The 21,502-nt window shown below is 61.9% G+C and carries 28 protein-coding genes and 1 pseudogene; 19 read left to right on the forward strand and 10 right to left on the reverse strand.

Features of this window, described 5'->3' with window-relative positions; genetic code table 11:
- Positions 1-66 precede the first annotated feature (66 nt).
- Positions 67-2,361, forward strand: a complete 2,295-nt coding sequence (gene pcrA, locus KBX07_RS08400) for a DNA helicase PcrA (protein ID WP_256023765.1) — start codon at positions 67-69, stop codon at positions 2,359-2,361.
- Here the strand turns inward: pcrA and KBX07_RS08405 are convergent, their stop codons facing one another.
- Both KBX07_RS08405 and KBX07_RS08410 read right to left on the reverse strand, forming a co-directional pair.
- Complete coding sequence (locus tag KBX07_RS08405; protein ID WP_256023766.1) at positions 2,362-3,039, reverse strand: M23 family metallopeptidase; 678 nt, start codon at positions 3,037-3,039, stop codon at positions 2,362-2,364.
- A gap of 314 nt (positions 3,040-3,353) precedes the next feature.
- Positions 3,354-4,064 carry a M23 family metallopeptidase gene (locus KBX07_RS08410; protein WP_005291376.1) on the reverse strand — a complete coding sequence of 237 codons (711 nt, stop codon included), beginning with the start codon at positions 4,062-4,064 and terminating at the stop codon, positions 3,354-3,356.
- Positions 4,065-4,287: 223 nt separating this feature from the next.
- Between KBX07_RS08410 and KBX07_RS08415 the strand changes: the two genes are divergently transcribed.
- The 5 genes from KBX07_RS08415 to KBX07_RS08435 all read left to right on the forward strand — a co-directional run bounded on the left by KBX07_RS08415 (position 4,288) and on the right by KBX07_RS08435 (position 9,458).
- Positions 4,288-5,811 carry a DUF6350 family protein gene (locus KBX07_RS08415; RefSeq protein ID WP_256023768.1) on the forward strand — a complete coding sequence of 508 codons (1,524 nt, stop codon included), beginning with the start codon at positions 4,288-4,290 and terminating at the stop codon, positions 5,809-5,811.
- Positions 5,812-5,813: 2 nt separating this feature from the next.
- The gene (gene purN, locus KBX07_RS08420) at positions 5,814-6,419 is read left to right on the forward strand and encodes a phosphoribosylglycinamide formyltransferase (protein ID WP_370687280.1); all 606 of its coding nucleotides are present in this window, start codon (positions 5,814-5,816) and stop codon (positions 6,417-6,419) included.
- Positions 6,416-7,942, forward strand: a complete 1,527-nt coding sequence (purH, locus tag KBX07_RS08425) for a bifunctional phosphoribosylaminoimidazolecarboxamide formyltransferase/IMP cyclohydrolase (protein WP_256023771.1) — start codon at positions 6,416-6,418, stop codon at positions 7,940-7,942. The genes purN and purH overlap by 4 nt, the downstream gene beginning before the upstream one ends.
- 62 nt (positions 7,943-8,004) lie before the next feature.
- A complete protein-coding gene (locus KBX07_RS08430; protein WP_156774847.1) occupies positions 8,005-8,559 on the forward strand; it encodes a hypothetical protein in 555 nt (184 codons plus the stop codon).
- 125 nt (positions 8,560-8,684) lie between these two features.
- Positions 8,685-9,458 (forward strand): hypothetical protein, encoded by a 774-nt coding sequence (locus KBX07_RS08435; RefSeq protein ID WP_255997107.1) that lies wholly within the window; start codon positions 8,685-8,687, stop codon positions 9,456-9,458.
- Here KBX07_RS08435 and KBX07_RS08440 read toward each other — a convergent pair.
- The gene (locus KBX07_RS08440) at positions 9,455-10,117 is read right to left on the reverse strand and encodes a TetR/AcrR family transcriptional regulator (protein ID WP_005291364.1); all 663 of its coding nucleotides are present in this window, start codon (positions 10,115-10,117) and stop codon (positions 9,455-9,457) included. The genes KBX07_RS08435 and KBX07_RS08440 overlap by 4 nt on opposite strands.
- A gap of 114 nt (positions 10,118-10,231) precedes the next feature.
- Between KBX07_RS08440 and KBX07_RS08445 the strand changes: the two genes are divergently transcribed.
- On the forward strand, positions 10,232-10,792 hold the full coding sequence (locus tag KBX07_RS08445; protein ID WP_256023772.1) for a hypothetical protein: 561 nt from the start codon (positions 10,232-10,234) through the stop codon (positions 10,790-10,792).
- A 42-nt stretch (positions 10,793-10,834) separates the two neighbouring features.
- Entirely contained in the window at positions 10,835-11,125 is a 291-nt protein-coding gene (locus tag KBX07_RS08450; RefSeq protein ID WP_256023774.1) for a hypothetical protein, read from the forward strand.
- A 101-nt stretch (positions 11,126-11,226) separates the two neighbouring features.
- Here KBX07_RS08450 and rpsR read toward each other — a convergent pair whose 3' ends face one another.
- The 4 genes from rpsR to rpmB are packed head-to-tail and all read right to left on the reverse strand — an operon-like array spanning position 11,227 to position 12,202.
- Entirely contained in the window at positions 11,227-11,475 is a 249-nt protein-coding gene (gene rpsR / locus KBX07_RS08455; RefSeq protein WP_256023775.1) for a 30S ribosomal protein S18, read from the reverse strand.
- An 18-nt stretch (positions 11,476-11,493) separates the two neighbouring features.
- Positions 11,494-11,799: a 30S ribosomal protein S14 gene (gene rpsN / locus KBX07_RS08460; RefSeq protein WP_005291358.1), complete on the reverse strand. Its 306-nt coding sequence runs from the start codon at positions 11,797-11,799 to the stop codon at positions 11,494-11,496.
- 2 nt (positions 11,800-11,801) lie between these two features.
- Entirely contained in the window at positions 11,802-11,966 is a 165-nt protein-coding gene (gene rpmG / locus KBX07_RS08465; protein WP_005291356.1) for a 50S ribosomal protein L33, read from the reverse strand.
- Positions 11,966-12,202, reverse strand: a complete 237-nt coding sequence (rpmB, locus tag KBX07_RS08470) for a 50S ribosomal protein L28 (RefSeq protein WP_040423806.1) — start codon at positions 12,200-12,202, stop codon at positions 11,966-11,968. Before rpmB ends, rpmG begins: the two co-directional genes overlap by 1 nt.
- A 337-nt stretch (positions 12,203-12,539) precedes the next feature.
- Here rpmB and KBX07_RS08475 point away from each other — a divergent pair, with 337 nt between their 5' ends.
- The 11 genes and pseudogenes from KBX07_RS08475 (at position 12,540) to KBX07_RS08515 (ending at position 19,749) form a co-directional block, all read left to right on the forward strand.
- On the forward strand, positions 12,540-13,442 hold the full coding sequence (locus KBX07_RS08475; protein WP_256023777.1) for a CPBP family intramembrane glutamic endopeptidase: 903 nt from the start codon (positions 12,540-12,542) through the stop codon (positions 13,440-13,442).
- The gene (locus tag KBX07_RS08480) at positions 13,439-14,485 is read left to right on the forward strand and encodes a DUF418 domain-containing protein (RefSeq protein ID WP_256023778.1); all 1,047 of its coding nucleotides are present in this window, start codon (positions 13,439-13,441) and stop codon (positions 14,483-14,485) included. The genes KBX07_RS08475 and KBX07_RS08480 overlap by 4 nt, the downstream gene beginning before the upstream one ends.
- A complete protein-coding gene (locus KBX07_RS11450) occupies positions 14,430-14,570 on the forward strand; it encodes a DUF418 domain-containing protein (protein WP_370687281.1) in 141 nt (46 codons plus the stop codon). The genes KBX07_RS08480 and KBX07_RS11450 overlap by 56 nt, the downstream gene beginning before the upstream one ends.
- A pseudogene (locus tag KBX07_RS11455) lies at positions 14,525-14,734 on the forward strand (DUF418 domain-containing protein); the annotation flags it as partial. The gene KBX07_RS11450 and the pseudogene KBX07_RS11455, both read left to right, overlap by 46 nt.
- 139 nt (positions 14,735-14,873) lie before the next feature.
- Positions 14,874-15,146 carry a type B 50S ribosomal protein L31 gene (locus tag KBX07_RS08485; RefSeq protein WP_005291347.1) on the forward strand — a complete coding sequence of 91 codons (273 nt, stop codon included), beginning with the start codon at positions 14,874-14,876 and terminating at the stop codon, positions 15,144-15,146.
- Positions 15,147-15,174: 28 nt separating this feature from the next.
- Positions 15,175-15,348 carry a 50S ribosomal protein L32 gene (gene rpmF, locus KBX07_RS08490; RefSeq protein ID WP_005291345.1) on the forward strand — a complete coding sequence of 58 codons (174 nt, stop codon included), beginning with the start codon at positions 15,175-15,177 and terminating at the stop codon, positions 15,346-15,348.
- A gap of 113 nt (positions 15,349-15,461) precedes the next feature.
- A complete protein-coding gene (locus KBX07_RS08495; RefSeq protein WP_005291343.1) occupies positions 15,462-16,160 on the forward strand; it encodes a response regulator transcription factor in 699 nt (232 codons plus the stop codon).
- The gene (locus KBX07_RS11460; protein WP_256003341.1) at positions 16,157-17,593 is read left to right on the forward strand and encodes an ATP-binding protein; all 1,437 of its coding nucleotides are present in this window, start codon (positions 16,157-16,159) and stop codon (positions 17,591-17,593) included. Before KBX07_RS08495 ends, KBX07_RS11460 begins: the two co-directional genes overlap by 4 nt.
- Before the next feature lie 100 nt (positions 17,594-17,693).
- Positions 17,694-18,920: a trypsin-like peptidase domain-containing protein gene (locus KBX07_RS08505; protein ID WP_370687282.1), complete on the forward strand. Its 1,227-nt coding sequence runs from the start codon at positions 17,694-17,696 to the stop codon at positions 18,918-18,920.
- Between the two features lie 69 nt (positions 18,921-18,989).
- Positions 18,990-19,556, forward strand: a complete 567-nt coding sequence (locus tag KBX07_RS08510) for a molybdenum cofactor biosynthesis protein B (protein WP_005291333.1) — start codon at positions 18,990-18,992, stop codon at positions 19,554-19,556.
- Between the two features lie 22 nt (positions 19,557-19,578).
- Entirely contained in the window at positions 19,579-19,749 is a 171-nt protein-coding gene (locus tag KBX07_RS08515; RefSeq protein ID WP_256003343.1) for a hypothetical protein, read from the forward strand.
- 20 nt (positions 19,750-19,769) lie between these two features.
- Here KBX07_RS08515 and mscL read toward each other — a convergent pair whose 3' ends face one another.
- The 3 genes from mscL to KBX07_RS08530 are packed head-to-tail and all read right to left on the reverse strand — an operon-like array spanning position 19,770 to position 21,451.
- A complete protein-coding gene (gene mscL, locus KBX07_RS08520) occupies positions 19,770-20,195 on the reverse strand; it encodes a large-conductance mechanosensitive channel protein MscL (protein ID WP_256018862.1) in 426 nt (141 codons plus the stop codon).
- A 38-nt stretch (positions 20,196-20,233) separates the two neighbouring features.
- On the reverse strand, positions 20,234-20,863 hold the full coding sequence (locus KBX07_RS08525; RefSeq protein ID WP_256003347.1) for an SAF domain-containing protein: 630 nt from the start codon (positions 20,861-20,863) through the stop codon (positions 20,234-20,236).
- Positions 20,864-20,866: 3 nt separating this feature from the next.
- Entirely contained in the window at positions 20,867-21,451 is a 585-nt protein-coding gene (locus tag KBX07_RS08530; protein WP_256003349.1) for a 5-formyltetrahydrofolate cyclo-ligase, read from the reverse strand.
- Positions 21,452-21,502 lie beyond the last annotated feature (51 nt).

Genomic DNA, 21,502 nt, shown 5'->3' on the forward strand with positions numbered 1-21,502 from the left:
CTTTATTCTGCCATGACCGGCTGCGGGACAGGTGTGGTACACCCGCCTAGTACGGTTGTAGCCATCATGGGAACTGACTTGACTTTGGGGTTGAATCCGCAGCAGAAGGCCGCCGTGGAGCACACGGGCAGCCCGCTGCTCATTGTCGCTGGCGCGGGCTCTGGCAAAACGGCTGTGCTGACGCGGCGCATTGCGTATCTGCTGCAGGTGCGTGGGGTGGCGCCGGGGGAGATTCTGGCGATCACCTTCACCAATAAGGCCGCCGCCGAGATGAAGGAGCGCGTGGGTGCTCTCATCGGCCCGCAGGCGGAGCGGATGTGGGTGGCCACGTTCCACTCTGTGTGCGTGCGTATTCTGCGGCAGCAGGCGCAGCTGGTGCCGGGGCTGAACACGAACTTCACCATCTATGACGGTGATGATTCGCGCCGTTTGCTGGGCATGATCGCCAAAGAGATGAACCTGGACCTGAAGAAGTTTTCCGCGCGGACGCTGGCCAACGGGATCTCGAACCTGAAAAACGAGCTCATTGGCCCGGAGGAGGCAGCTGCGAACGCCCAGACGACGAAGAACCCCTTCGAGGTCACCGTGGCTGCGGTGTACACGCAGTACCAGCGTCGGCTGCGGGAGGGCAATGCGGTGGACTTCGACGATCTGATCGGCGAGGTTGTCGGGTTGTTCAAGCAGCATCCGCAGGTGGTGGAGTACTATCGTCGCCGCTTCCGTCACGTGCTTGTGGATGAGTATCAGGACACGAACCACGCACAGTACGAGCTGATCCACACCCTCGTCGGCAATGGCCCTGATGCGCCGGAGCTGGCGGTCGTTGGTGATTCGGATCAGTCGATCTACGCCTTCCGCGGCGCGACGATCCGCAACATTGAGGAGTTCGAGCGTGATTACCCCGACGCCACGACGATTCTGCTGGAGCAGAACTACCGCTCGACGCAGAACATCCTCGCCGCGGCGAATGCCGTGATCGCGCAGAATGCTGGCCGCCGCCCGAAGAAGCTGTGGACTGACACGGGCACAGGGGAGAAGATCGTCGGATACGTCGCGGACAACGAGCACGATGAGGCCCGCTTTGTTTCCTCCGAGATCGACGAGCTCGCTGACAGGGGAGTGGATTACGGCGACATCGCCGTGATGTACCGCACCAACAATTCCTCGCGCGCGCTGGAGGACATCTTCATCCGCGCGGGAGTGCCGTACAAGGTGATCGGCGGCACGCGCTTCTATGAGCGCCGCGAAATCCGCGACATTGTGGCGTACTTACGCATCTTGGACAACCCGGATGATTCGGTGAGCATGCGACGCATCATCAACGTGCCCAAGCGCGCCATCGGCGACAAAGCGCAGGCGATGGTCGCGCTTCACGCGGACAATCACGGGATGAGTTTCGGGCGCGCGCTTATCGACGGCGCAGCGGGAGAGATCCCCACCCTAGGCCCCCGCGCGAAGAACGCGATCGGCGGTTTTGTCGAGATGATTCAAGGGCTGCGGGACGAGTTACCGGAGCTGAGAAACGAAGTCACCGGAATGCCCGACTTGGGGGCTTTGGTGACGCGCATTCTCGCCGTCACTGGGTACAAGGCGGAGTTGGAAGCTTCGAATGATCCGCAGGACGGGGCGCGTTTGGACAACCTCAACGAGTTGGTCTCTGTGGCGCGCGAGTTCTCCTCTGAAGCGGCAAACCAGATGGCCTACGGCGAGGAGTGGGACCCGGAGAGCGGTGAGGCCCGGCCGGGGTCGCTGCAGGCGTTCCTAGAGCGTGTGTCCTTGGTCGCAGACGCGGACCAGATCCCGGATGAGGGTCAGGGCGTGGTCACGCTCATGACTTTGCACACGGCGAAGGGCCTGGAGTTCCCGGTCGTCTTCGTCACCGGATGGGAGGACGGCCAGTTCCCGCACATGCGGGCAATGGGCGATCCAGCTGAGCTCGCGGAGGAGCGTCGTCTCGCCTATGTAGGCATCACGCGTGCCCGGGAGCGGCTCTACCTGACTCGCGCGCTGACACGCTCTTCGTGGGGCAGTCCGATGAACAACCCTGCCAGCCGCTTCCTCGCGGAGGTCCCGGAAGACCTCCTCGACTGGCGCCGGGTTGAACCGGAGTACTCCTTCTCCAACGAAGCGTGGGGGAGTCCCGCGCCTTCGCGGCGTGCAATGCCGCGCCGCGAGCGCACACCTGTGAACAAGGATCTGCACCTGGCTAAGGGCGACCGCGTCAACCACGCTAAGTACGGGCTGGGCACGGTCATGAGTGTCGATGGTGTCGGAGCCAGGGAGACCGTCACCATCGACTTCGGTTCCAGCGGAACCGTTAGGCTGATGCTCATCGGCGGTGTGCCGATGGAAAAGCTCTAGCTACACCTCAATGCCGCGGTCCTTGAGCCACGGCACCGGGTCGATGGCGTTGCCGCCGCCCGGACGGACTTCGAAGTGCAGGTGCGGGCCGGTGGACTGGCCCTCGTTGCCCATCTCGGCGATTTGCTCGCCGGCGGTCACTCGCTGGCCAACGCTCACGTTGAAGGAGTGGACGTGGCCGTAGACGGTGATGGTGCCGTCGTCGTGACGCACGCGGACCCACTTGCCGAAGCCCTGTGCCGGGCCGGCGTTGATCACGGTGCCGTCCATGACGGAGTAGATCGGGGTGCCGATGCCGTTGGCGATGTCGATGCCGTTGTGCATGCGGCCCCAACGCGGGCCGTAGCCTGAGGTGAAGCGGCCCTCTGCCGGAAGGACGACCTTCTGGCCGCTTGGTGCGGTGCCCTCCTGCGGGGTCACGGAGGTGGTGGGGACCTCTACGGTCGCTTCCTCCTCGTCGTACTCCGGCAGCGCGCGTGGGTCGTATACGATGCTGTAGCCGGCCGCAGAGAACGTGGCTCCCTGGGACAGGATGTCGTCGAGGGCCATGCCGATGGACGGCAGGGCGGGGGCGAGACCGTCGACGTCTTCGCCGTCGACAGACACGTTGATGGCGTGCGCGGGGATGGCGGCCAGGGTTGTGAGGGCCACCGCTGCGGCGATCAAGCGTCGTTTCATTGCATCCTTCTTTGCTTCTTCGTCTCTACGCATGGAATGGTCCGTTGAACTCGCCACATGCTAACTGGCTCTGGAGCCCCGATCAATGCTTGGACACCGCCGTTGACGTGCAAATTCGCTCCTGTTGGGGAAGGATCCCACGGAAACGCGCTGGATACGGTAGTTAACTTCTGTGACTATTGTGAAACCTGTGAGTTTTGAGGCGGGGGTATCGGGCGGGGGTGATTTTCCGTGATTGAAACCTGTAACGGAAGCGACACCATGCAACGAAAAACGCCCCCTTCCCGATAAGGAGGGGGCGTTCTACGGAGGTTCTAAACCGTGATGCCGCGAGCTGCGAGCCACGGCACCGGGTCGACCGGGGTGGTGCCGTCAGGGTGGACCTCAAAGTGGAGGTGGGAGCCGGTGGAGAAGCCGCGGCTACCCATGCCAGCGATCTTCTGACCGGCCTTGACGCGCTCACCGACGGCGACGTCGAGGGTCTCCATGTGGCCGTAGACGGAAACGGTGCCGTCATCGTGGCGCAGGCGGATCCAGTTGCCGTAACCCTGTGCCGGGCCGGAGTCGATGACCACGGCATCAGCCACAGCGATGATCGGGGTGCCCACGGCGTTGGCGATGTCGATGCCGTTGTGCATCGCGCCCCAGCGCATACCAAAACCGGAGGTGAAAGTGCCCTCTGCCGGCTTCATGGACTTCGGTGTGCGGGCAGCCTCGTCTGCTGCCTTGCGCTCCTGTGCGAACTCAACAGCCTTCCCCAGCTGTTCAGAAAGATTGTCCACCGGCTTGTACTCGCTGATCGCCAGGATCTGCGGTGCTTCCTGCGGAGCTGCCTCTTCGGCGGGGGCAATCCCGTCAAAAGCAGTCTGCGCATCGGCAAGGCGGTCATTATTGGCCGCGGTAGCTACCGAAGCGCCGCCAGTTGTCACTGCGCCCGTGGTCAGGGCGACAAGTGCGACACGGCCCTTGTTAGGGGTCTGCTTCCGGTGCTTGCCGTGGGTGCGGCGTGCGCTCGAAGAGTTCAACTTAAACCTCGTTAGATCGTCAATGGGTTACGGGTCGTTCCATAATCGTAACCGAGTTGTTATCTACCGGACACAGATTAGTCAGTTCCAGAACGTTAAGCAACCTTTCGGGCAACTTTAACCAAATCGGGTGGAAGATCTCATGTGTTACGTCGGAAAGCGAAGTGTCTCACAAACGTGTCTGACCACGATTCGCACGTCACCCGTGACAAGGTGGAATGCAATGAGTAAGAAGTCTAGTCCTCCGACGCGTTCGTCCCGAACGTCGCCCACGGTCGCTCGTCGTCGCCCGCGCTCAGTGAATGTATCAGATGCTGCGCGGGCGAACGCGACACCGGCAGCGCCGTCGACGATGAAGGAGCGCGTCCGCCATTACGCGCCGTACATCGGCGTGCCCAATATCGTGCTTGTGCTGGGCATTATCGCCGTCTGCTTGGCTACTATCCTGCTCGCTGGTGGTCGTGTCGCCGCGTTGCCCGCCGCGATCGCAGAGACGTGGTTCGTGCTCCACGGTGTACCTGTGATCCTCGATGGTGTGATCTTGGGCTCACTTCCGCTCTTGCCGGCGGTCTTGGTGGCTGCGTTCATTGCGTGGCGTGTCCGCGTCGCCACGCGTGAGCGGGTGAGTGTGCTGGATCTGTATGCGATCTTTGGCCTTGTGGTGCTCATTCCGTTCACCCTGTCCGCGATAGCGTGGTTCATGGTGGCGGATGCGTCGAGTGTTTTTCCCGTCAGTCCGCCTGCGATTCACAAGGCGCTCTTCATTCCGGTGTTCGTTCACCTCGTTGGGATGGCGTGCGGCATGAGTGAGCGGCTGTGGCGCGCGCTGTTCGACCGTGCCTCATTGCCGGTCGCGTTGATCGGCGCCACCCGCGCAATGGCCACGCTCGCGCTACGCCTCCTTGCGGCCGCGGCGATCGTTTACCTTGTGCTTCTCGCTGTCGGCTACGGACGCATCGCGGACCTTGTCGCCCAGTTCCCGGTTTTGGATGGGGGAGGGGTACTCGCGCTGGTGGGGCTGTGCATCCTCTATCTGCCGAACGCGGTCATCTCCACGCTGTCCGTGTTGCTCGGCGCTCCGATGCAGATCGCCGAGGGCGGTGTCTCTCTCTTCAGTGCCGCACTTGTGCCGCTTCCGCCGCTGCCGCTCTTCGGCGCGATCCCAGGCACTGTGCCCGCGTGGGCGCCAGTGCTGATGATCGTGCCGGCAGCGGTGCTCATCCACTTCGTCGCTTCTCGACGTTTCCTCCCCATCGACATCGCCGCCTGCACCCTCATCGCTGCCGTTTTCGCTCTTGTTGGCGCGCTCATGGCTGGCGGCCATGTCGGTGCGTACGGCTGGATCGGGCCGTCACCTTTGTTCTTCGCCCTAGCGGCACTATGTTGGGTTGGAGGAGTGATTGGCTTGGCCTGGATCGTGGCAGCGATCAGAGGCCGCACTGTGGCAGCAGACGCCGAGGATGCCGAGGACGCGGATGATGTTGACCACGCGGATGAGGCGGATGTCGTCGACGTGCCAAGGAAGCTCGAGACGGACGAGCGTGAAGACGGCCACCGCGAGGTCGAAGAACCTCAGCCCGAGTCCAAACCCGAGGCGGAAGAATCCGATGAGGGTGTCTCTGAGGGGGAGCAGCCAGCAGGCGGATCCACTGCCTACTCAGTTCTGAAACAGCGGGAAGGCGAAAACGGGCTCGAAGCCGATGAGGCTGGCCCGTTGAGTGAAACGCAGCGCCCCGCCACGGACTAGACTTGGCCGTTGTGTCAGACTCTTCAGGCCCTCCAGAGATTTCCGTTGCCGTGTTGGTGTCGGGGTCGGGGACGCTATTGCAGGCCATCCTTGATCACCAAGGCCGCTACAGCGTAGACCTCGTCGTCGCCGACGTTGAGTGCCCTGCATTGGACCGGGCGCGCGCTGCTGGGATCCGCGCCGAGGTTGTCGCAGTGGATGGTGACCGCGACGAGTGGAATGTCCGTCTCGCGGAGACGGTGGCGAGTACAGACCCCGATGTGGTCGTCTCCGCCGGATTCATGAAGATCCTCGGGCAGGGTTTCTTGGACCGGTTCGAAGGCTCGCTCATCAACACCCACCCAGCACTTCTGCCGGCGTTCCCCGGAGCGCACGCCGTCCGGGACGCTCTGGCGTACGGCGTGAAAGTCACCGGAACGACGGTGCACTACATCGATTCGGGGGTAGACACGGGCGAAATCATTGCCCAGCGTGCGCTGAATGTGCGCGAGGGTGAAACTGAAGAAGAGTTGCACGAACGGATTAAGGTGATGGAGCGCGAGTTGATCGTCGATACGCTCCATCGCGCCACCCCCACGACGACCGGAAAGGTTGAGTTCACCGCATGACTCGCACACCTATCAAACGTGCCCTGATCAGTGTCTTCGATAAGACGGGCCTGGATGAGCTCGCGACTGCTCTCGCCGAGGCTGGTGTGGAGATCGTCTCCACTGGTTCGACTGCGCAGCACATCAAGGACGCTGGCGCGAACGTGACTGAGGTCGCGGAGCTGACCGGCTTCCCGGAGGTGCTCGAGGGCCGTGTGAAGACGCTGCACCCGCGCGTTCACGCCGGCATTCTGGCTGACCTGCGCAAGGAAGAGCACGTCAAGCAGATCCAGGAGCTCGGTGTGGAGCCGTTCGATCTCGTCGTGGTCAATCTTTACCCGTTTAGTGAGACAGCTGATTCCGGTGCTAGCTTCGACGAGGTCGTCGAGATGATCGACATTGGTGGCCCCTCGATGGTGCGCGCGGCCGCAAAGAACCACCCGTCCGTTGCAGTCGTGGTGGACCCGTCGCGGTACAGCGAAGTCATCGACGCCGTGCGAGGCGGTGGCTTCGACGCAGCGCAGCGCCGCCAGCTGGCAGCAGACGCGTTCACGCACACCGCGATCTACGACTCTGAAGTATCCGCCTGGTTCGTCGAGCAACTCGACGAAGGGAGCACACGGACGACTCTCCGGTACGGCGAAAACCCGCACCAGTCCGCGACCCTCATCTCGGACGGCACCGGCTTGGCGGGTGCCACCCAGCACGGCGGTAAGGAGATGAGCTACAACAACTATCAAGACGCGGACGCTGCCTGGCGCGCGTGCTGGGACCACGAGCGTCCATGCGTGGCCGTGATCAAGCACGCGAACCCGTGCGGCATCGCAGTCTCGGACACCTCTATCGCCGAGGCGCACTCCAAGGCCCACGCCTGCGACCCGGTCAGCGCCTACGGCGGTGTGATCGCCGCCAACCGCGAAGTCACCGTGGAGATGGCTGAGCAAGTCGCCCCGATCTTCACCGAAGTCATCATTGCGCCGGGGTACGCCCCGGAAGCCCTGGAGCTGCTGCAAACCAAGAAGAACCTGCGCATCCTCACCGCCGAGCAGCCAGAGCGTGAAGGAATGGACATCGTGCAGATCTCCGGTGGCACGCTGCTGCAGGATCGCGATATCTATCAAGCCGACGGTGACAATCCGGAGAACTGGGAGCTTGCCGCCGGTGAGCCGGCTGACGAGCAAACTCTTAAGGACCTCGAGTTCGCATGGAATTCCGTGCGATGCGTGAAGTCCAACGCCATCCTCATTGCCCGTGATGGAGCCGCGGTGGGTGTCGGGATGGGGCAAGTCAACCGCCTCGACTCGGCCCGTCTGGCAGTCGAGCGCGCGAACACCCTTGAGGGGGGACGTAACCGTTCCAACGGTGCCGTTGCCGCGTCCGATGCTTTCTTCCCCTTCGCCGACGGCTTCCAAATCTTGGCGGACGCAGGGGTGAAGGCAGTGGTGCAGCCGGGCGGTTCCATCCGCGACGATGAGGTTGTGGCAGCGGCCAAGGAAGCTGGCGTGACCATGTACTTCACGGGCACCCGCCATTTCTCGCACTAACCGCCGGTCAAGCCACGCGCCCTTGTAGTGCTTTCCCTGGAAACAGTGCAATAATCAACAGTGTGAGCAACGAATACTGGGGCGCACCCCACAACCAGTACCAGCCTGGTATGTATCCCCCGCAGTACCCGCCGGTGACGCAACAGAAATCATCCAACGCAGGGATGATCATCATGAGCGTCATCGCCGGGCTGTTAGCCATCGCCCTGACGGGATTCCTGGTCTATTACTTCACGACGAATTCGGACGCGAACCGCGCGGCCAACGAGCCCGCCTTGACCAGCGTGCAGCAGCCGAGTGAGGGCGATCGCCCCACCGTTACCCAGACGGTGAACGCACCCTCGCCGAACGAGCAGCAGCAACCGAAGCCTGCGAACAAGCCCACGAAGAACTACACGGATTATTGGGTCAACGACTCTGATGTGACCACTCCGCAGTTCGCGGCAAACGTGTTCTCCGCCTTTGTGGCTAAGTACAACTCCACCGGTAGCCCGAACGTCACTCTGTACGGTGTGTACAGCCCCGTCACCGGTAAGAACTACGACATGACCTGCCGTGACCAAGGAGCGCACGTGGCATGCACCGGCGGGAACAACGCGGCTGTCTACATTTCTTAGGTCCTGTGCGACGATTTCCCGCGTTCTCATGCGCGACCGTGTGTGCGTTGTTGTTGTCCGCATGCACGGTCGGTTCCAGCAGTCCGGCAGGCGGCGGTGACAGGGGTGTCCTGCCAGAACCATCCATGGGAGCCCCCGCTGACAATGATCCGGTGCACGTGCCCGCGCCGCAGGAGCAGGTCATTCCTCCGGCGCCAGTAGGTGATGGCCAGACCGTGCTGAACGATGCTGTTGCCAATGTGCTCGGCGGCTTTGGCGGCCGCGCCGAAGTCGCGGTGTCCGGCCGCGGAGGTGAGTTCTCCGCCGGGGACACCACAGGCTTTGCGGCATGGTCCACAATCAAGGTGCCCATTGCTATCGCCGCGTTGAAGGAGCACCCAGAAATGGCGGGGCAGGCTTCGACGGCCATCATGGTCTCCGACAACGACGCCGCGATGGCGTTGTGGAACAGCGTGTCGCCGGAAGCTGTGGAAGCGGTGCTAGCGGAAGGCGGTACGCCGGTTCCGGTCCAGCGGGAGCGGATCCGGCCGGAGTTCTCGCCCTTCGGCCAAACTGTCTGGTCTGTGGCTGAGCAAGCCCGCTTCGCCTCCAACTTGCAGTGCGTGACCGGCTCTGAACCAGTACTCAGTCTCATGGGCGGGATCACGGTCGACCAGTCCTACGGGTTAGGTACTCTCCCGGGGGCGAGGTTCAAGGGCGGGTGGGGGCCGTCGTCAAGCAATGGCGCGTACGAGGTCCGTCAATTCGGACTTGTGCACGACAGTGTGGGGCGGAATGTCGCCGTAGCTATCGCTGTGACCGCGGGCGACGGCAGTTACGAAAGCGGACAGGCGATGGCGACTCAACTGGCAGCGCAGATCGCTGGTTCGCTCGAGAGTGCTCCTGCGGCGAACTGTTAGCTGTTTTCCAGCAGTTCGATGGTGCGCTCGCCGCGGTCCGGCGGAAGTTCTGCGTGCAAGACGTCGAGCACCGCGTCCGCGAGCATGACCGATGGCGACGGCAGCGCATCTGTGACGAGAGGGTAGGGCGCCTTTCCCGTGTTGTCGCGCATTTCGACGGCTGCGAGCGACATGTGGAATGGCATCTCCACCAGCGGATCGTCGTCTCCGACAATCTCAGCCGCAAAGGAGCGGAAGTAATCCTCCAGCTCAGCGCGTTCCTTGTGATACTCCACAAACTCCTCGGAGGTGGCCACTGGCAGCTGGTACAACCGGCCGATATTCCACTTTGAGGACAGCAGTAAGCGAGTTTGAGCAGCAACGAGCGCCCACAGCTTCTGGTTCGCAGACGCATCCGAATCGCGCAGTACCGCGCCAAGAGCGAGCGACGGTTCGATCGTGGACTTCAGCAGGGTCAAGAAAATATCGGCCTTGGAAGGGAAGTGGTAGTACAGCGATGCCTGACGCACGCCCACGGCATCGGCGATTTCGTGTGTGGAGGTTGTGGCGAAACCCTGTTTGGTGAACAGCTCCGCAGACGCGTCGAGGATTTCCTCGCGTGCCGTGCGTCCTGAGCGTCGCGGCGACGACTTCCGTGGCCGTCCGACACTTCCTGCCATTTCTTCCTCCTGGTGACACTGTAAACCTGTCAAGCAAAAGATACCCGATCTTCCGTGTGGCAGCCTAAACCCTTGCCCTGCTTTCCCTGGAAAGCAGGGCTATGATCTGTAGCCATGATGCGCCACCTCGCCGCTTTCCTCGCTGCAGCCGGGATCGCGATGCCCACTATTGCAGTCCCGAACATCGCTGAAATGCCCGTTATCGGCCCTGCCGCAGTGGAAGCGTTCAACCAGATCCCCAGTAACGTCAAGCGTGATCTCGGGTGGCCAACCCCAATGTCCAGCCAAGCTCTGGGATTGAACTCAGCCGCCCCGCAGCAGCGCCCTCAACCGGTGAACATCCAGCCGCAGCTGCAGGGAATTGTCAACCGCGTCAACGCGCGCCACGGAGGGCAGGCCACCATCTCTGTGTTCAGTCCTGGCGCCAGCGCGACGGCAGGGGATAACCGGCCGCAGCCGGCTTTTTCAACAATGAAGGTGCCGGTCTCCATCGCAGCGCTCAAACAGGACGGTCCTCGCTGGTACCGCGATGCAGAATTGGCCGTGACAGTATCTGACAACCCAGCCATGCACCGCATGGCCGATGCCATCCCCACCCACCAGGTGCAGACAGTGCTGGGCGAAGGGCGCACCCACACTGCTACTTCCCCGGCGCACAAGATGTCCACACTGTAGACCACGAGCGAGCAGGCGCGCTTCGCGGCGAACCTTCCGTGCGTGAATGGCTCGGGCCCGGTTGTGGGCATGATGGCACGAATCACGCCCGATCAGCGTTGGGGACTGGGGCGGATGCCCGGAGCGCGCTTCAAAGGCGGGTGGAACCACCAGGGTGGGGGATACCTAGCCCGCCAGTTCGGTCTCGTGCGCGGGCCACGCGGCGACGTGGCCATCGCCATTACGGCGTATGCACCCCACGGCGGCTACGGCAAAGCAACGCAAATGCTCAACGACATTGCTGCTGAGCTGAACGGTCAGCTCGGATCCCTGCCTGTCGCCCGCTGCGGCTAGCCCGCGCAAGGCGGCGACAAACAGGCCGCGAAATAGAAAAAGCGCTCGTCTCCCTACATAGGGGAGCGGGCGCTTTTCTTACGCTGCTGTCAACCAGTGATTTAGCGGCTGGTGAACGGCAGCAGAGCCATCTCGCGGGCGTTCTTCACGGCGGTGGCCACCTGGCGCTGCTGCTGCGGCGTCAGACCGGTCACGCGGCGGGAACGGATCTTGTGGCGGTCGGAGATGAACAGACGCAGGGTCTCGATGTCCTTGTAGTCGACTGCCTCAATGCCCTTGGCCTTGAGCGGGTTCTTCTTCTGGCGGCGGGACTGCTCCATCCGCGCCTTACGGTTGTTGTTGCGCTTCATTATTGGTGCACTCCTTGCTTACCAGGACGACTTGCGGACGCCCGGCAGCTCACCGCGGTGAGCCATCTCGCGCATGCGGACGCGGGAGAGGCCGAACTTGCGGAGGTAGCCTCGGGGGCGGCCATCGTGGGAGTCGCGGTTACGAACGCGAGCCGGGGAGGCGTCGCGCGGCTGACGGTTGAGCTCGAACTGAGCCTCGAGACGATCCTCGTCGGACGTCTCCGGGTTGCGGATGATCGCCTTGAGCTCCTGGCGGCGCTGCGCGTAACGCTCGACGATCTCCTTGCGCTTTTCGTTCTTAGCGATCTTGGACTTCTTAGCCATTTCTATCGCTCCTCGCGGAATTCAACGTGCTTGCGCGCGACCGGGTCGTACTTCTTCAAAGAGATGCGGTCCGGGTTGTTGCGCTTGTTCTTACGGGTGACGTAGGTGTAGCCGGTGCCCGCGGTGCTCTTGAGCTTGATGATCGGGCGGATGTCGTTCTTGGGCATTAGACCTTCTCCCCTCGGGCGCGGATCTGAGCGACGACGGACTCGATGCCGTCACGGTCGATGATCTTCAGACCCTTGGTGGAAACGTTCAGCGTGATGGTACGGCCCTCAGAGGGCAGGTAGAACCGCCGCTTCTGCACGTTGGGGTTCCAACGACGCGAGTGGCGGCGGTGCGAGTGAGACACGGTTTTGCCGAATGACGGCTGCTTTCCCGTGACCTGGCAATGTGCCGACATGGTTACTTCTTTCTCCTAGCCGCTTGAAAACTCGGAGACATGTAATAGCTGACACCACACTCGAAACTAGAAATCGGCCTGGTAGTGAGGATGGCCGGGTGAGCTCGAGGGCGTCAAAAGTCACCGGTTGACTAAGCGTAAACGTGTACTTCGACAACAGCGAGAGTCAACACTACACCCACAGCCGGCGAACTCCTAATCGCTGGAACGGCATCTGCGGCGGCGTCCATGACAGCTTGCATGGTGGGGCAGTGGCCGCAAAATCGGGGACAACCCTGAGGGGAAATCGGTGCGATCCCCGTGGCGGGAGAAACGGTGTTCTTGGTGGGATGAACCCATGAATACTTCCCGCGCTGCGTCGCCTCCTGATGACTTCATTTCTCTAACCACCCCTTCAGATCCAGCCACCCCGCCTCGGCTGCCGCTGACGTGGTGGGGTATCACGGTGCGCGGCGTGGTCGCGGTGGTGATCGTCCTTGGTGCTACCTTCATCCCTCTCGGGCTGATGTTGGTGACGGGCGTCTCAGATCAGCCTGTGGTCGCTGGCCTGCAGCGGTTCGGGTTGAGCGCGATCAACTGCGTGCTGGCGTTTCTGGCTGTCTGGGCGTGGATGCGTTATGCGGAACGACGGCCTTTTGCTGCCACTGGTTTTGGCGGCGCCAAGGTGGTCACGGGGTTGGTCGCAGGAACCGTCGCGGCAGGCGCACTTGTGCTTCTGGCCCATTTGATCGGCATTGCGTTAGGGATGGCCACCGGTGAGAGGCCCGAGGAGTTTCCATCTGAGTCGGCCGCAGTCAACATCGGCGCTGTGTTTGAGCTCGCCGGGTTTGCATTCTTGCTGCAGGGCATCCCAGAAGAGTTAGTGTTCCGCGGTTGGCTACTTCGGTCGACGCCAGGCCGCCCGTGGCTAGGGTTCTGGTGGTCGACCGGCGTGTTCACGGTCATGCACTTGTTGTCGCAGGCGGGACAGGAAGGGATTGTGGATCACCTGCTTTATCTGGTCACCTCCTTCGGTATCGCCGTCTTTGCGGCGGCATGCGCGATGCGCTGGGGTAATGGATGGATAGCGGCGGGTATTCACAGCGGCTTTCACGTGGGAACCCTCATAGCTACCTACACCCTTCCGCCGATCGAGCCGCGGGTGATGTGGGTGCTCCCAGGCGTTCTTTTCACTATCGCGGCTGGTGCGCTCCTTCGCGGCGCCACGCGCAGGGTAGCGGTGCTATTGTCGCGCGCATGAACCCGCAACCCCAGGGGCATGCTTATCGACGCATCGTTGCCCTCGACGTCGCCCGCGGCCTGGCGATCCTGGGGACGCTGCTGACAAACATTTGGTTGTTCGCCGGATCGACCGAGGATCTTCTCACCGGCTATTTCCCGGACAAGTCCATCGCTGCACAAGCAATGGATTTTGTACGTGGAACGAGCGGGGCCGACGTCCGATTCGACACCTGGCTGATTGATTCTCTCCTGTATCTGGTCACCGACGGCAAATTCCTAAGTCTATTGACCATCATGTTCGGCATCGGCGTGGAGATCCAACGGCAGAGCCGGTTGCGCCGCGGCATGCCCTGGCCAGGCGGCTACATGTGGCGTGCCGGCGTTCTCGTGCTTGAGGGATTGCTGAACTACATCTTCATCTTCGAGTTCGACGTGCTCATGGGCTACGGTCTGACCGCTCTTGCTGTCGCGCCGATTCTTGCGCGCAGTGAGAAGGTGCAGAAGGGGTGGATGATTGCCGGGCTGTGCGTGCACGCGCTCGTTGTATCTGCATTCACCATGGTTGCCATCGGGTTGAACGTCATGCTGAAGGAGAAGGGCCCGGGGGCGTTGGGCCTTGATGAAATCATGGGGGATTACTCCACCGAGAGCTACTGGGGCATGGTCGAATTCCGCGCGCGTGACCTCCTCGGCGGCCGATGGGAGGTGCCCATCATGTTCTTCATGGGCATCGGCGTGTTCATCATTGCTGCACGCCTGTACCGTGCCGGGCTCTTCCAACCTGACGGCCACCGGCTGCGCGGGAAGGTCATGGCAATCGGCTTCGGTATCGGTCTCCCGCTGGATTGGATTGTGAGAATTTTCCTCACCATCAGGGGTTTTCCGGTCGCCCGGTACGTCACCTCAACGATGGTGGCTTTCGGGGTTTTGGCGCTCGTCGCTGGTTTCTACGTGAGGAAAGACAACGTGCTCGGCAGCGTGGGCAAGCCCTTCGCGGCCGTCGGGCATGGCGCTGACGTGCTACATCCTGCAGAACGTCATTGCATCCGTCATCTTTTATGACTTCGGCTTCGGGGTTGCGCGGCGCATTCAGGGCCCACTTTTCACACTTACTGGGTTCTGCTCATCTTCGCGGCTATCGCGGTAGCACTAGTTCTCTTGAGCGTCGTTTGGCTGAATAACTTCAAGCTTGGGCCGGCGGAGATGGTCATGAAACGGATCTATGAGCCGCTGGCGAAGCGGCGGGATCAACGAATTTTGCGCAAGCGGGGCGTAGCGGTGACCACGGGCCCGGAACCGGCAGGGGCGTGATTTTCCTTTTCAACGTGCTGCCGGTAACATCCCTGCAGTCCATTTCGCACCCAACTCAGGCACGATCCGTTTCTGGCGCAGATAGCAGCGCAGAGAAGTGGAACCGACCTGAAGTATCAATCCTGAGGGAAACGAAGAGATGAAAAACGATATCCACCCTGATTACCACCCGGTGATCTTCCAGGACGCAGGTACTGGCCACCAGTTCCTGACACGTTCCACTGCCACCTCCGGCCGTACCGCCCAGTGGGAGGACGGCAACGAGTACCCGCTCATCGTCGTCGATGTCACCAGCGAGTCCCACCCGTTCTGGACGGGCGCGCAGCGTGTCATGGACACCGCTGGCCGCGTTGAGAAGTTCAACCGCCGTTTCGGCGGTATGGCTCGCCGCAAGAAGAAGTCCGACAACTAGTAACGGCCGTTAAGGAGGAGAAGACACCATGGCAACCCCGAAGTTCCGTAAGTCACGTTCGAACACGCACCACCGCCGCTCCCAGTGGAAGGCCGACAACGCCGCTCTGGTTGAGACCAAGATCGACGGCCAGACTGTGCGTATCCCGCGCCGCCTGGTCAAGGCTGCACAGCAAGGCCTGATCGACGTCGAGCAATTTTAATTCTGCCAATCCCATGTGAAAACCACCACGAAAGTGGTGGTTTTTTCTGTCTAAAAACAGTTAAAGGCCCCTCAATGTCATGAGTTTTAGCTAGGTATGGTCATAATAGTGATATGAAGATCTTGGTGGTCGACGACGAGCAGGCGGTCCGGGAGTCTTTGCGGCGCTCCCTGCAATTCAACGGATACGACGTTGCACTGGCAAAAGACGGTCAGGAGGCGCTTGCGAGCATTGAGCAAGAGCAACCGGACCTGACAGTTCTCGATGTGATGATGCCGCAGCTCGACGGTCTGGGAGTATGCCGTGAATTGCGCTCGTCTGGTTATGACCGGCCGATCCTCATGCTCACTGCCCGCGATGGCGTCTCCGACCGTGTGGCTGGTCTGGACGCGGGGGCGGATGACTACCTGCCCAAGCCATTCGCGCTGGAGGAGCTGCTGGCGCGTGTACGCTCCCTGCTGCGTCGCGCTCGCGCCGATGCCATTCAGCAGGATGCTGAAGGCGGCTCGGAGCTCAGCTTTGAAGATCTCCACCTCGACATTTCTTCTCGCGATGTCCGTCGCGGTGACCGCCACATTTCGCTCACCCGCACGGAGTTCTCCCTGCTTCACCTGCTGTTGCGGAACCCCCGCAAAGTGCTCACCCGGCAGAAGATTCTCGAAGAAGTGTGGGGCCACGAGTTCCCCTCGTCCGGCAACGCCCTTGAGGTCTACATTGGATATCTGCGCCGCAAGACCGAGGCAGACGGGGAGCCCCGTCTCATCCACACCGTGCGCGGTGTCGGGTACGTGATGCGGGAGTCTGCGCCGTGATCCTCCGGCGTGTAGCCGGCGAAACCCAAGACATTCAGGGGGTTAGGTCGCGGGAACTCGAGCTGTCGCGCCCGTCGTCGCTACGCAGCAGGATTGCAACGCTTGCGGCGGTCCTTGTGACCCTCGCTGTCGGTGCAACAGCCCTGCTGTCCTACGTTGCCGTCTCAGGGGCCATGGAGGACGGCGAAGTTCTCGAGCTGGAAGCCCGTACTGTGGCGCTGATGCGCCAAACGCAATACGTGCTTGATACCTCGGGCACGGATGTCGAGATGCTCGGTATGCTGGTTGACCAGTTTCGCACTGACAATCCGGGTTACCGGGTAGCGGTGTCACCTGGTGAGAATCAACCGTTTGTCGGTGATCCCGTTCCCGTAGACAGGTTCGCGCGGAAGGGGCAGGGCCCCGATTGGACGCAGGAAACCTTCAGCAACGAGTGGGTTTCGGTACTCCGCGACGGCGACGGCGTGACTGTTGCGCTTGCCCGCGACACGGGCGGAGTGCTCGCCCAGGACAACCGGTTGCGGGCCACACTCATGGGCATTGTCGGTCTAGGAACGTTGCTGGCCGCACTCAGTGGCTCGCTGATTGCCCGCAGTACGTTGCGTCCGTTGGAGCGTCTCCGGCGTTCTGTCGATCGTGTCCGAGATAGCAACGAGCTTGAGCCTATTGAGGTCGAAGGCGACGACGAGTACAGCCGTCTCGCTGAATCTCTCAACGACATGATGGCCTCGCTCAATGACTCGCGCGTTCGCCAATCGCAGCTCGTTGCCGACGCTGGCCATGAGCTGCGTACCCCGCTGACATCAATGCGCACCAACATCGAGCTGCTGACGATGCTTCACCGCTCCGGCCCGAACACCATGATGGCCGAGCAGGAGCTCAACGATCTTGAAGATGATGTCACCGCCCAGATGGAGGAGATGTCGACGCTGATCGGGGACTTGGTGGATCTCGCACGCGAGGATGTTCCGCAGAAGGAGTTCGAGCCGGTGCGTCTGGACGGTGTCCTCGCTGATGCGATTGAACGTGTGAAGCGCCGCCGCCCGGATGTGGAGTTCCGTTTCCGCGCGGACCCGTGGGTGATGGACGCTGATTCGAACGCCCTATCCCGCGCCCCCGTCAATCTCTTGGATAACGCGGCGAAGTGGTCGCCGCCGGGTGGGGTGGTCCGTGTGTCCCTACGTGCAGCGAAGCGCAGCGCCGTGCTCATCATCGACGACTCTGGCCCCGGAATCCCGGTGGAGGAGAGGACCAAGGTTTTCGACCGTTTCTACCGCGCGCCAGAGTCCCGCGCTATGCCGGGATCGGGCCTTGGTCTGGCGATCACGCAGCAGGTTCTGCATCGTCATGGGGCCACCATCGCCGTCGAAGAATCCGACGACGGAGGCACGCGTATCCGCGTCGTCTTTCCCGGCCGCCCGGTGTCGGAGTAAAGCGACCCCGGCACCACACAGTGAGCGAGTAGGAAGTACTACGATGAGCTGAGATTCATCGCGATGTTAGTGACAGCTAGCGGGAGGACAATACCCGATCATGACGTACACGAATGACCCGAACGGTGCTTTTGCCCCTCAGCCGGCCCGGCAACCCATGCTGCAGCCGGAAGCGCAGCCTTTTTCTTCTCAGCCCGTGACTGTGAACACGCGGCAGAAGAAAGGCTTGGGCGCCGGTGGGGCAATCGCTCTGTCACTGGTGACAGCGCTCATCGCGGGTTCGGCCGCCGGCTATGCTGTGAGCCACTTCGCCGGTAACGGATCTGGCTCCGGGCAGAGTCTTGGCATGGGGGCCAGCGACGAAGACAATGCGCTCGAAGCACCTGTGGACAACGACAGGCCGCCAGCGCCGGATGGTTCGGTGGAAAAGGTCGCCGAGTCTGTGCTTCCCGCCGTGGTGTCCATTTCTGTCGTAGCCCGCTCCGGCGCAGCTGAGGGATCCGGTTCGATCATCTCCTCCGACGGGAAGGTGCTAACGAACCACCACGTGGTTGCGGAAGCAGCCAATGGGGATACAAAGATGCAAGTGACGCTTAACGACGGTTCCAAGCATCCCGCCTCATTCATCGCCTCGGATGTCAATACCGATATCGCTGTGATTCAGATTGAGGGGGTATCTGACCTCCCGGTCGTCCAGTTCGGCAACTCCGACAACTTGGCGGTGGGGCAACCCGTTGTAGCGATCGGTTCGCCGCTGGGGTTGTCCGCAACTGTCACCACTGGCATTGTTTCGGCACTGAATCGACCAGTCCGTGCAGCTCAGGGTGGCGGCGAGAGCTCACTGATGGACGGTATCCAGACGGATGCTGCGATTAACCCGGGCAACTCAGGCGGTCCGCTGGTGGACATGAACGGCCATCTTGTCGGCATGAACTCCGTGATCGCGTCCTTGTCGCAGGGTGCGTCCGGTGAGTCGGGGTCGATCGGTCTCGGGTTCGCCATCCCGTCGAACTTCGCTCGCCGTGTAGCGGACCAGCTGATCAACGAAGGCGAAGCGCGTCAGCCGATGATGGGTGTCCAAGTGGACATCCGCCACAATGCCGACGGCGCGTTGATCGACTCTGTGCAGCCAGGCAGCCCTGCTGACGAGGCTGGATTGAAGCCTGGCGATGTGATTATCCGCGTCAATGACCGGCCGATCGATTCTTCTGATGCCCTGGTGGCAGCTACCCGTTCCTACGGCTTCGGTGAGACGGTGACCTTGGAGGTCAAATCTGCTGGATCGGATGAGACCAGAACGGTAGATGTGACTCTGAGTTCGGAGTAGATTTCTAGATGCGAAACTTTTCGGAGTAGCACACCACCTGCCACGAACTGAAGACGAGGAGTAACGGTCATGTCGGACACTCTTGACGCGCTGGACATCCACGAGCCGGACGAGGCTTTTCTGATGGCAACGGAAGCCGAGGTGGAAGTCCCCAGTCAGCCGTGTGCACTCGCAGTCCTGGTGAGCGATCACAAGCAGGGTGGGGCGATCGACGAGGGGACTGACCGTCTCGTCTTCGAACTTCTCCAGGAGATCGGCTTCAAGGTGGACGGCGTCGTGTACGTGAAGTCTAAGAAGTCCGAGATCCGCAAGGTCATCGAGACGGCTGTCGTAGGCGGTGTGGACCTCGTGGTCACGGTCGGCGGCACCGGTGTTGGCCCCCGCGACAAGGCCCCGGAGGCGACCCGCGGTGTCATCGACCAGCTCGTGCCCGGTGTTGCCCAGGCGGTGCGTGCTTCCGGTCAGGCCTGCGGCGCGGTCGACGCATGCACGTCCCGCGGCATCTGCGGCGTGTCCGGGTCCACGGTAGTGGTCAACCTGGCCCCCTCGCGCGCGGCGATTAGGGACGGCATTTCTACGATCTCTCCTCTGGTTGCGCACCTCATCAGCGAGCTGCGCAAGTACAGCGTCCAGTAGTTCCCGCGGTCTTTTCAGGGCAATGGCTTCACGGAAACCCCGCCGCCGCGCTTCTCGTCGGGCTGAGGCCGACTATGACAGGCACGCCGACACCCCGATTACTGAGGAAAAAGGAGACGGCGAGCGCTACGTCAATTTCGATGAAGAACCACCGATTCTTGACGAGCGCCCGCCGCATTACGGAGGGGACTAGGCTTCTAGCTTCTCTGGACCTTAAGCGCGCGGCGTATCGGTCGGTGCAGTGCCGTTCTTGCCGGCGAGCAGGTCGCGGATTTCAGAGAGCAGCTCCTGCTCGGTCGGGTCCTCGGCGTCCGGGTCAATGCCCTTGCGACGCTTCTGTGCGTCGTCGAGCTTGTTCATCGGCGCGACGATGAAGAAGTAAACCACAGCAGCGATCAGTAGGAAGTTGATAAACGCGGTGAGTAGGGCACCGAAGTCCACGAATGTGCCCTCGTTGCCCGGGAAGACGTGGAAACCGAGGCCGGAGAAGTTTGCGCCGCCGACAGCGTTGATCAAAGGTTTGATGATGTTTTCAGAGAACGCGGTAACAATAGCAGTGAATGCGGAACCGATGACGACACCGACAGCCAGATCGATGACGTTGCCGCGCATGATGAAATCTTTGAATCCTTGAAGCATGGTGAGACAAGTTAACACAACAAGTGAGATCTGTCTTCTCAACCTTGTTCGCCGGTGAGCACGACAGCGAGCGGAGAAGACAGCGAGGCTGCCGCAACCGCTTCCGCGTCCTGGTGATGAAGCAGCAGGAGAATACCGCCGGCGGGGGAGTCATCTCCTCCTCCTCCGGCCAGGACCACGATGCCGTTTGTGGCGATCGTTCGGGCTGCGCCTTCCTGCTCTACGTGATCGATGGTGACGACGGAGACTCGGTCGCCGTGGTGGAGCATGGGGATGATGTCGGGCTCGGCAAGCTTGACCGGCACCATCGTGTAATCGACCCGGTCGCCAGGCACGAGCGCTGAGACGAGATCGGGCCCTAACAAACGCGTCGGTGTGACAACCTCACCCGCGCCCGCCGTCGACGCCACAATCTGCCCCTCCACCTCGCTGATCTGGCTCAGAGTCCCATCGGGCACGATCGTCTCCGGCAATCTCCGCAGTTCGACATCGTCCCCGCTGAGCGACTCGCCCGGCGAAACGTCGCGCGCGAACACCAGCACGGCTGGGTCATTCGCTGCCCTGCCCGTCACGGTAGTGAGAAGGGCGGCGAGGAGTAACAGGGCGGCGGTGAGACGTCGTAAAGCAAGCGCGCGGCGGTAGCCAGGAGCGAGAGTGAGAAAGTCCATGCCTTATTGGACTGTCGCAGCCCCCGGACTGGTTCCCTTGAAACGCAAAAACCCTTGCGGGGTGACAGCGCCGTCCACAGGCTGGTCGTGGGGCTCGGAGGGCAGGACGTCGTGCACCTCGTCGTCGTAGACCAGCGCAATCCGGGGAACTGCACCTGCATGCACCAGTGCTCGGTCGTAGTAGCCCGCGCCTTGGCCGAGCCGCATCCCGCGCCGATCCACCCCCAACGCGGGAACAATCACCACGTCACAGCTGCTCAACATCGACGATGGGAAACGCTCACCGGTGGGCTCAGTAATGCCGAAGTGCGCCCCGCGAGCCAGCTGCCCCGGCACATGCAGTGCCCACTCCAACACTCCGGCACCGAGTGTGACGGGCAAGAAGACCTCTAATCCTGCTGCGGCGAGGACGTCGGGAAGCTCCTCGCCCCCGGGTTCAGTAGGCATAGGGGAGTATGCGGCTACGCGGGTGCAGCCGCGGAGATGGGTGAGCAGGTGGTCACGCACAGCGGCGTCGATAAGCGTCTTGTTTTCGCGTACTCGTCTGCGCTGACGCGCAACCGCACGCAGTTGCCCCTTTGAATCCATCGCTATCCTTTGTACAACCTGCGGGAGGCTTTAGCTGAATGTCGAATCATT

Origin of the sequence: Corynebacterium sp. CCUG 70398, from assembly GCF_024454055.1 — a bacterium.
Lineage (GTDB): Bacteria > Actinomycetota > Actinomycetes > Mycobacteriales > Mycobacteriaceae > Corynebacterium > Corynebacterium genitalium.

Excerpts from the sequence above, each read along its gene's own strand:
- pcrA (WP_256023765.1), top strand. The coding sequence starts at position 67 with ATGGGAACTGACTTGACTTTGGGGTTGAATCCGCAGCAGAAGGCCGCC.
- KBX07_RS08405 (WP_256023766.1), bottom strand. The coding sequence starts at position 3,039 with ATGAAACGACGCTTGATCGCCGCAGCGGTGGCCCTCACAACCCTGGCC.
- KBX07_RS08415 (WP_256023768.1), top strand. The coding sequence starts at position 4,288 with ATGAGTAAGAAGTCTAGTCCTCCGACGCGTTCGTCCCGAACGTCGCCC.
- purH (WP_256023771.1), top strand. The coding sequence starts at position 6,416 with ATGACTCGCACACCTATCAAACGTGCCCTGATCAGTGTCTTCGATAAG.
- KBX07_RS08435 (WP_255997107.1), top strand. The coding sequence starts at position 8,685 with ATGGGAGCCCCCGCTGACAATGATCCGGTGCACGTGCCCGCGCCGCAG.
- KBX07_RS08440 (WP_005291364.1), bottom strand. The coding sequence starts at position 10,117 with ATGGCAGGAAGTGTCGGACGGCCACGGAAGTCGTCGCCGCGACGCTCA.
- KBX07_RS08445 (WP_256023772.1), top strand. The coding sequence starts at position 10,232 with ATGATGCGCCACCTCGCCGCTTTCCTCGCTGCAGCCGGGATCGCGATG.
- rpsR (WP_256023775.1), bottom strand. The coding sequence starts at position 11,475 with ATGAAGCGCAACAACAACCGTAAGGCGCGGATGGAGCAGTCCCGCCGC.
- rpsN (WP_005291358.1), bottom strand. The coding sequence starts at position 11,799 with ATGGCTAAGAAGTCCAAGATCGCTAAGAACGAAAAGCGCAAGGAGATC.
- rpmG (WP_005291356.1), bottom strand. The coding sequence starts at position 11,966 with ATGCCCAAGAACGACATCCGCCCGATCATCAAGCTCAAGAGCACCGCG.
- rpmB (WP_040423806.1), bottom strand. The coding sequence starts at position 12,202 with ATGTCGGCACATTGCCAGGTCACGGGAAAGCAGCCGTCATTCGGCAAA.
- KBX07_RS08475 (WP_256023777.1), top strand. The coding sequence starts at position 12,540 with ATGAATACTTCCCGCGCTGCGTCGCCTCCTGATGACTTCATTTCTCTA.
- KBX07_RS08480 (WP_256023778.1), top strand. The coding sequence starts at position 13,439 with ATGAACCCGCAACCCCAGGGGCATGCTTATCGACGCATCGTTGCCCTC.
- KBX07_RS11450 (WP_370687281.1), top strand. The coding sequence starts at position 14,430 with ATGGCGCTGACGTGCTACATCCTGCAGAACGTCATTGCATCCGTCATC.
- KBX07_RS08485 (WP_005291347.1), top strand. The coding sequence starts at position 14,874 with ATGAAAAACGATATCCACCCTGATTACCACCCGGTGATCTTCCAGGAC.
- rpmF (WP_005291345.1), top strand. The coding sequence starts at position 15,175 with ATGGCAACCCCGAAGTTCCGTAAGTCACGTTCGAACACGCACCACCGC.
- KBX07_RS08495 (WP_005291343.1), top strand. The coding sequence starts at position 15,462 with ATGAAGATCTTGGTGGTCGACGACGAGCAGGCGGTCCGGGAGTCTTTG.
- KBX07_RS08505 (WP_370687282.1), top strand. The coding sequence starts at position 17,694 with ATGACGTACACGAATGACCCGAACGGTGCTTTTGCCCCTCAGCCGGCC.
- KBX07_RS08510 (WP_005291333.1), top strand. The coding sequence starts at position 18,990 with ATGTCGGACACTCTTGACGCGCTGGACATCCACGAGCCGGACGAGGCT.
- KBX07_RS08515 (WP_256003343.1), top strand. The coding sequence starts at position 19,579 with ATGGCTTCACGGAAACCCCGCCGCCGCGCTTCTCGTCGGGCTGAGGCC.
- mscL (WP_256018862.1), bottom strand. The coding sequence starts at position 20,195 with ATGCTTCAAGGATTCAAAGATTTCATCATGCGCGGCAACGTCATCGAT.
- KBX07_RS08525 (WP_256003347.1), bottom strand. The coding sequence starts at position 20,863 with ATGGACTTTCTCACTCTCGCTCCTGGCTACCGCCGCGCGCTTGCTTTA.
- KBX07_RS08530 (WP_256003349.1), bottom strand. The coding sequence starts at position 21,451 with ATGGATTCAAAGGGGCAACTGCGTGCGGTTGCGCGTCAGCGCAGACGA.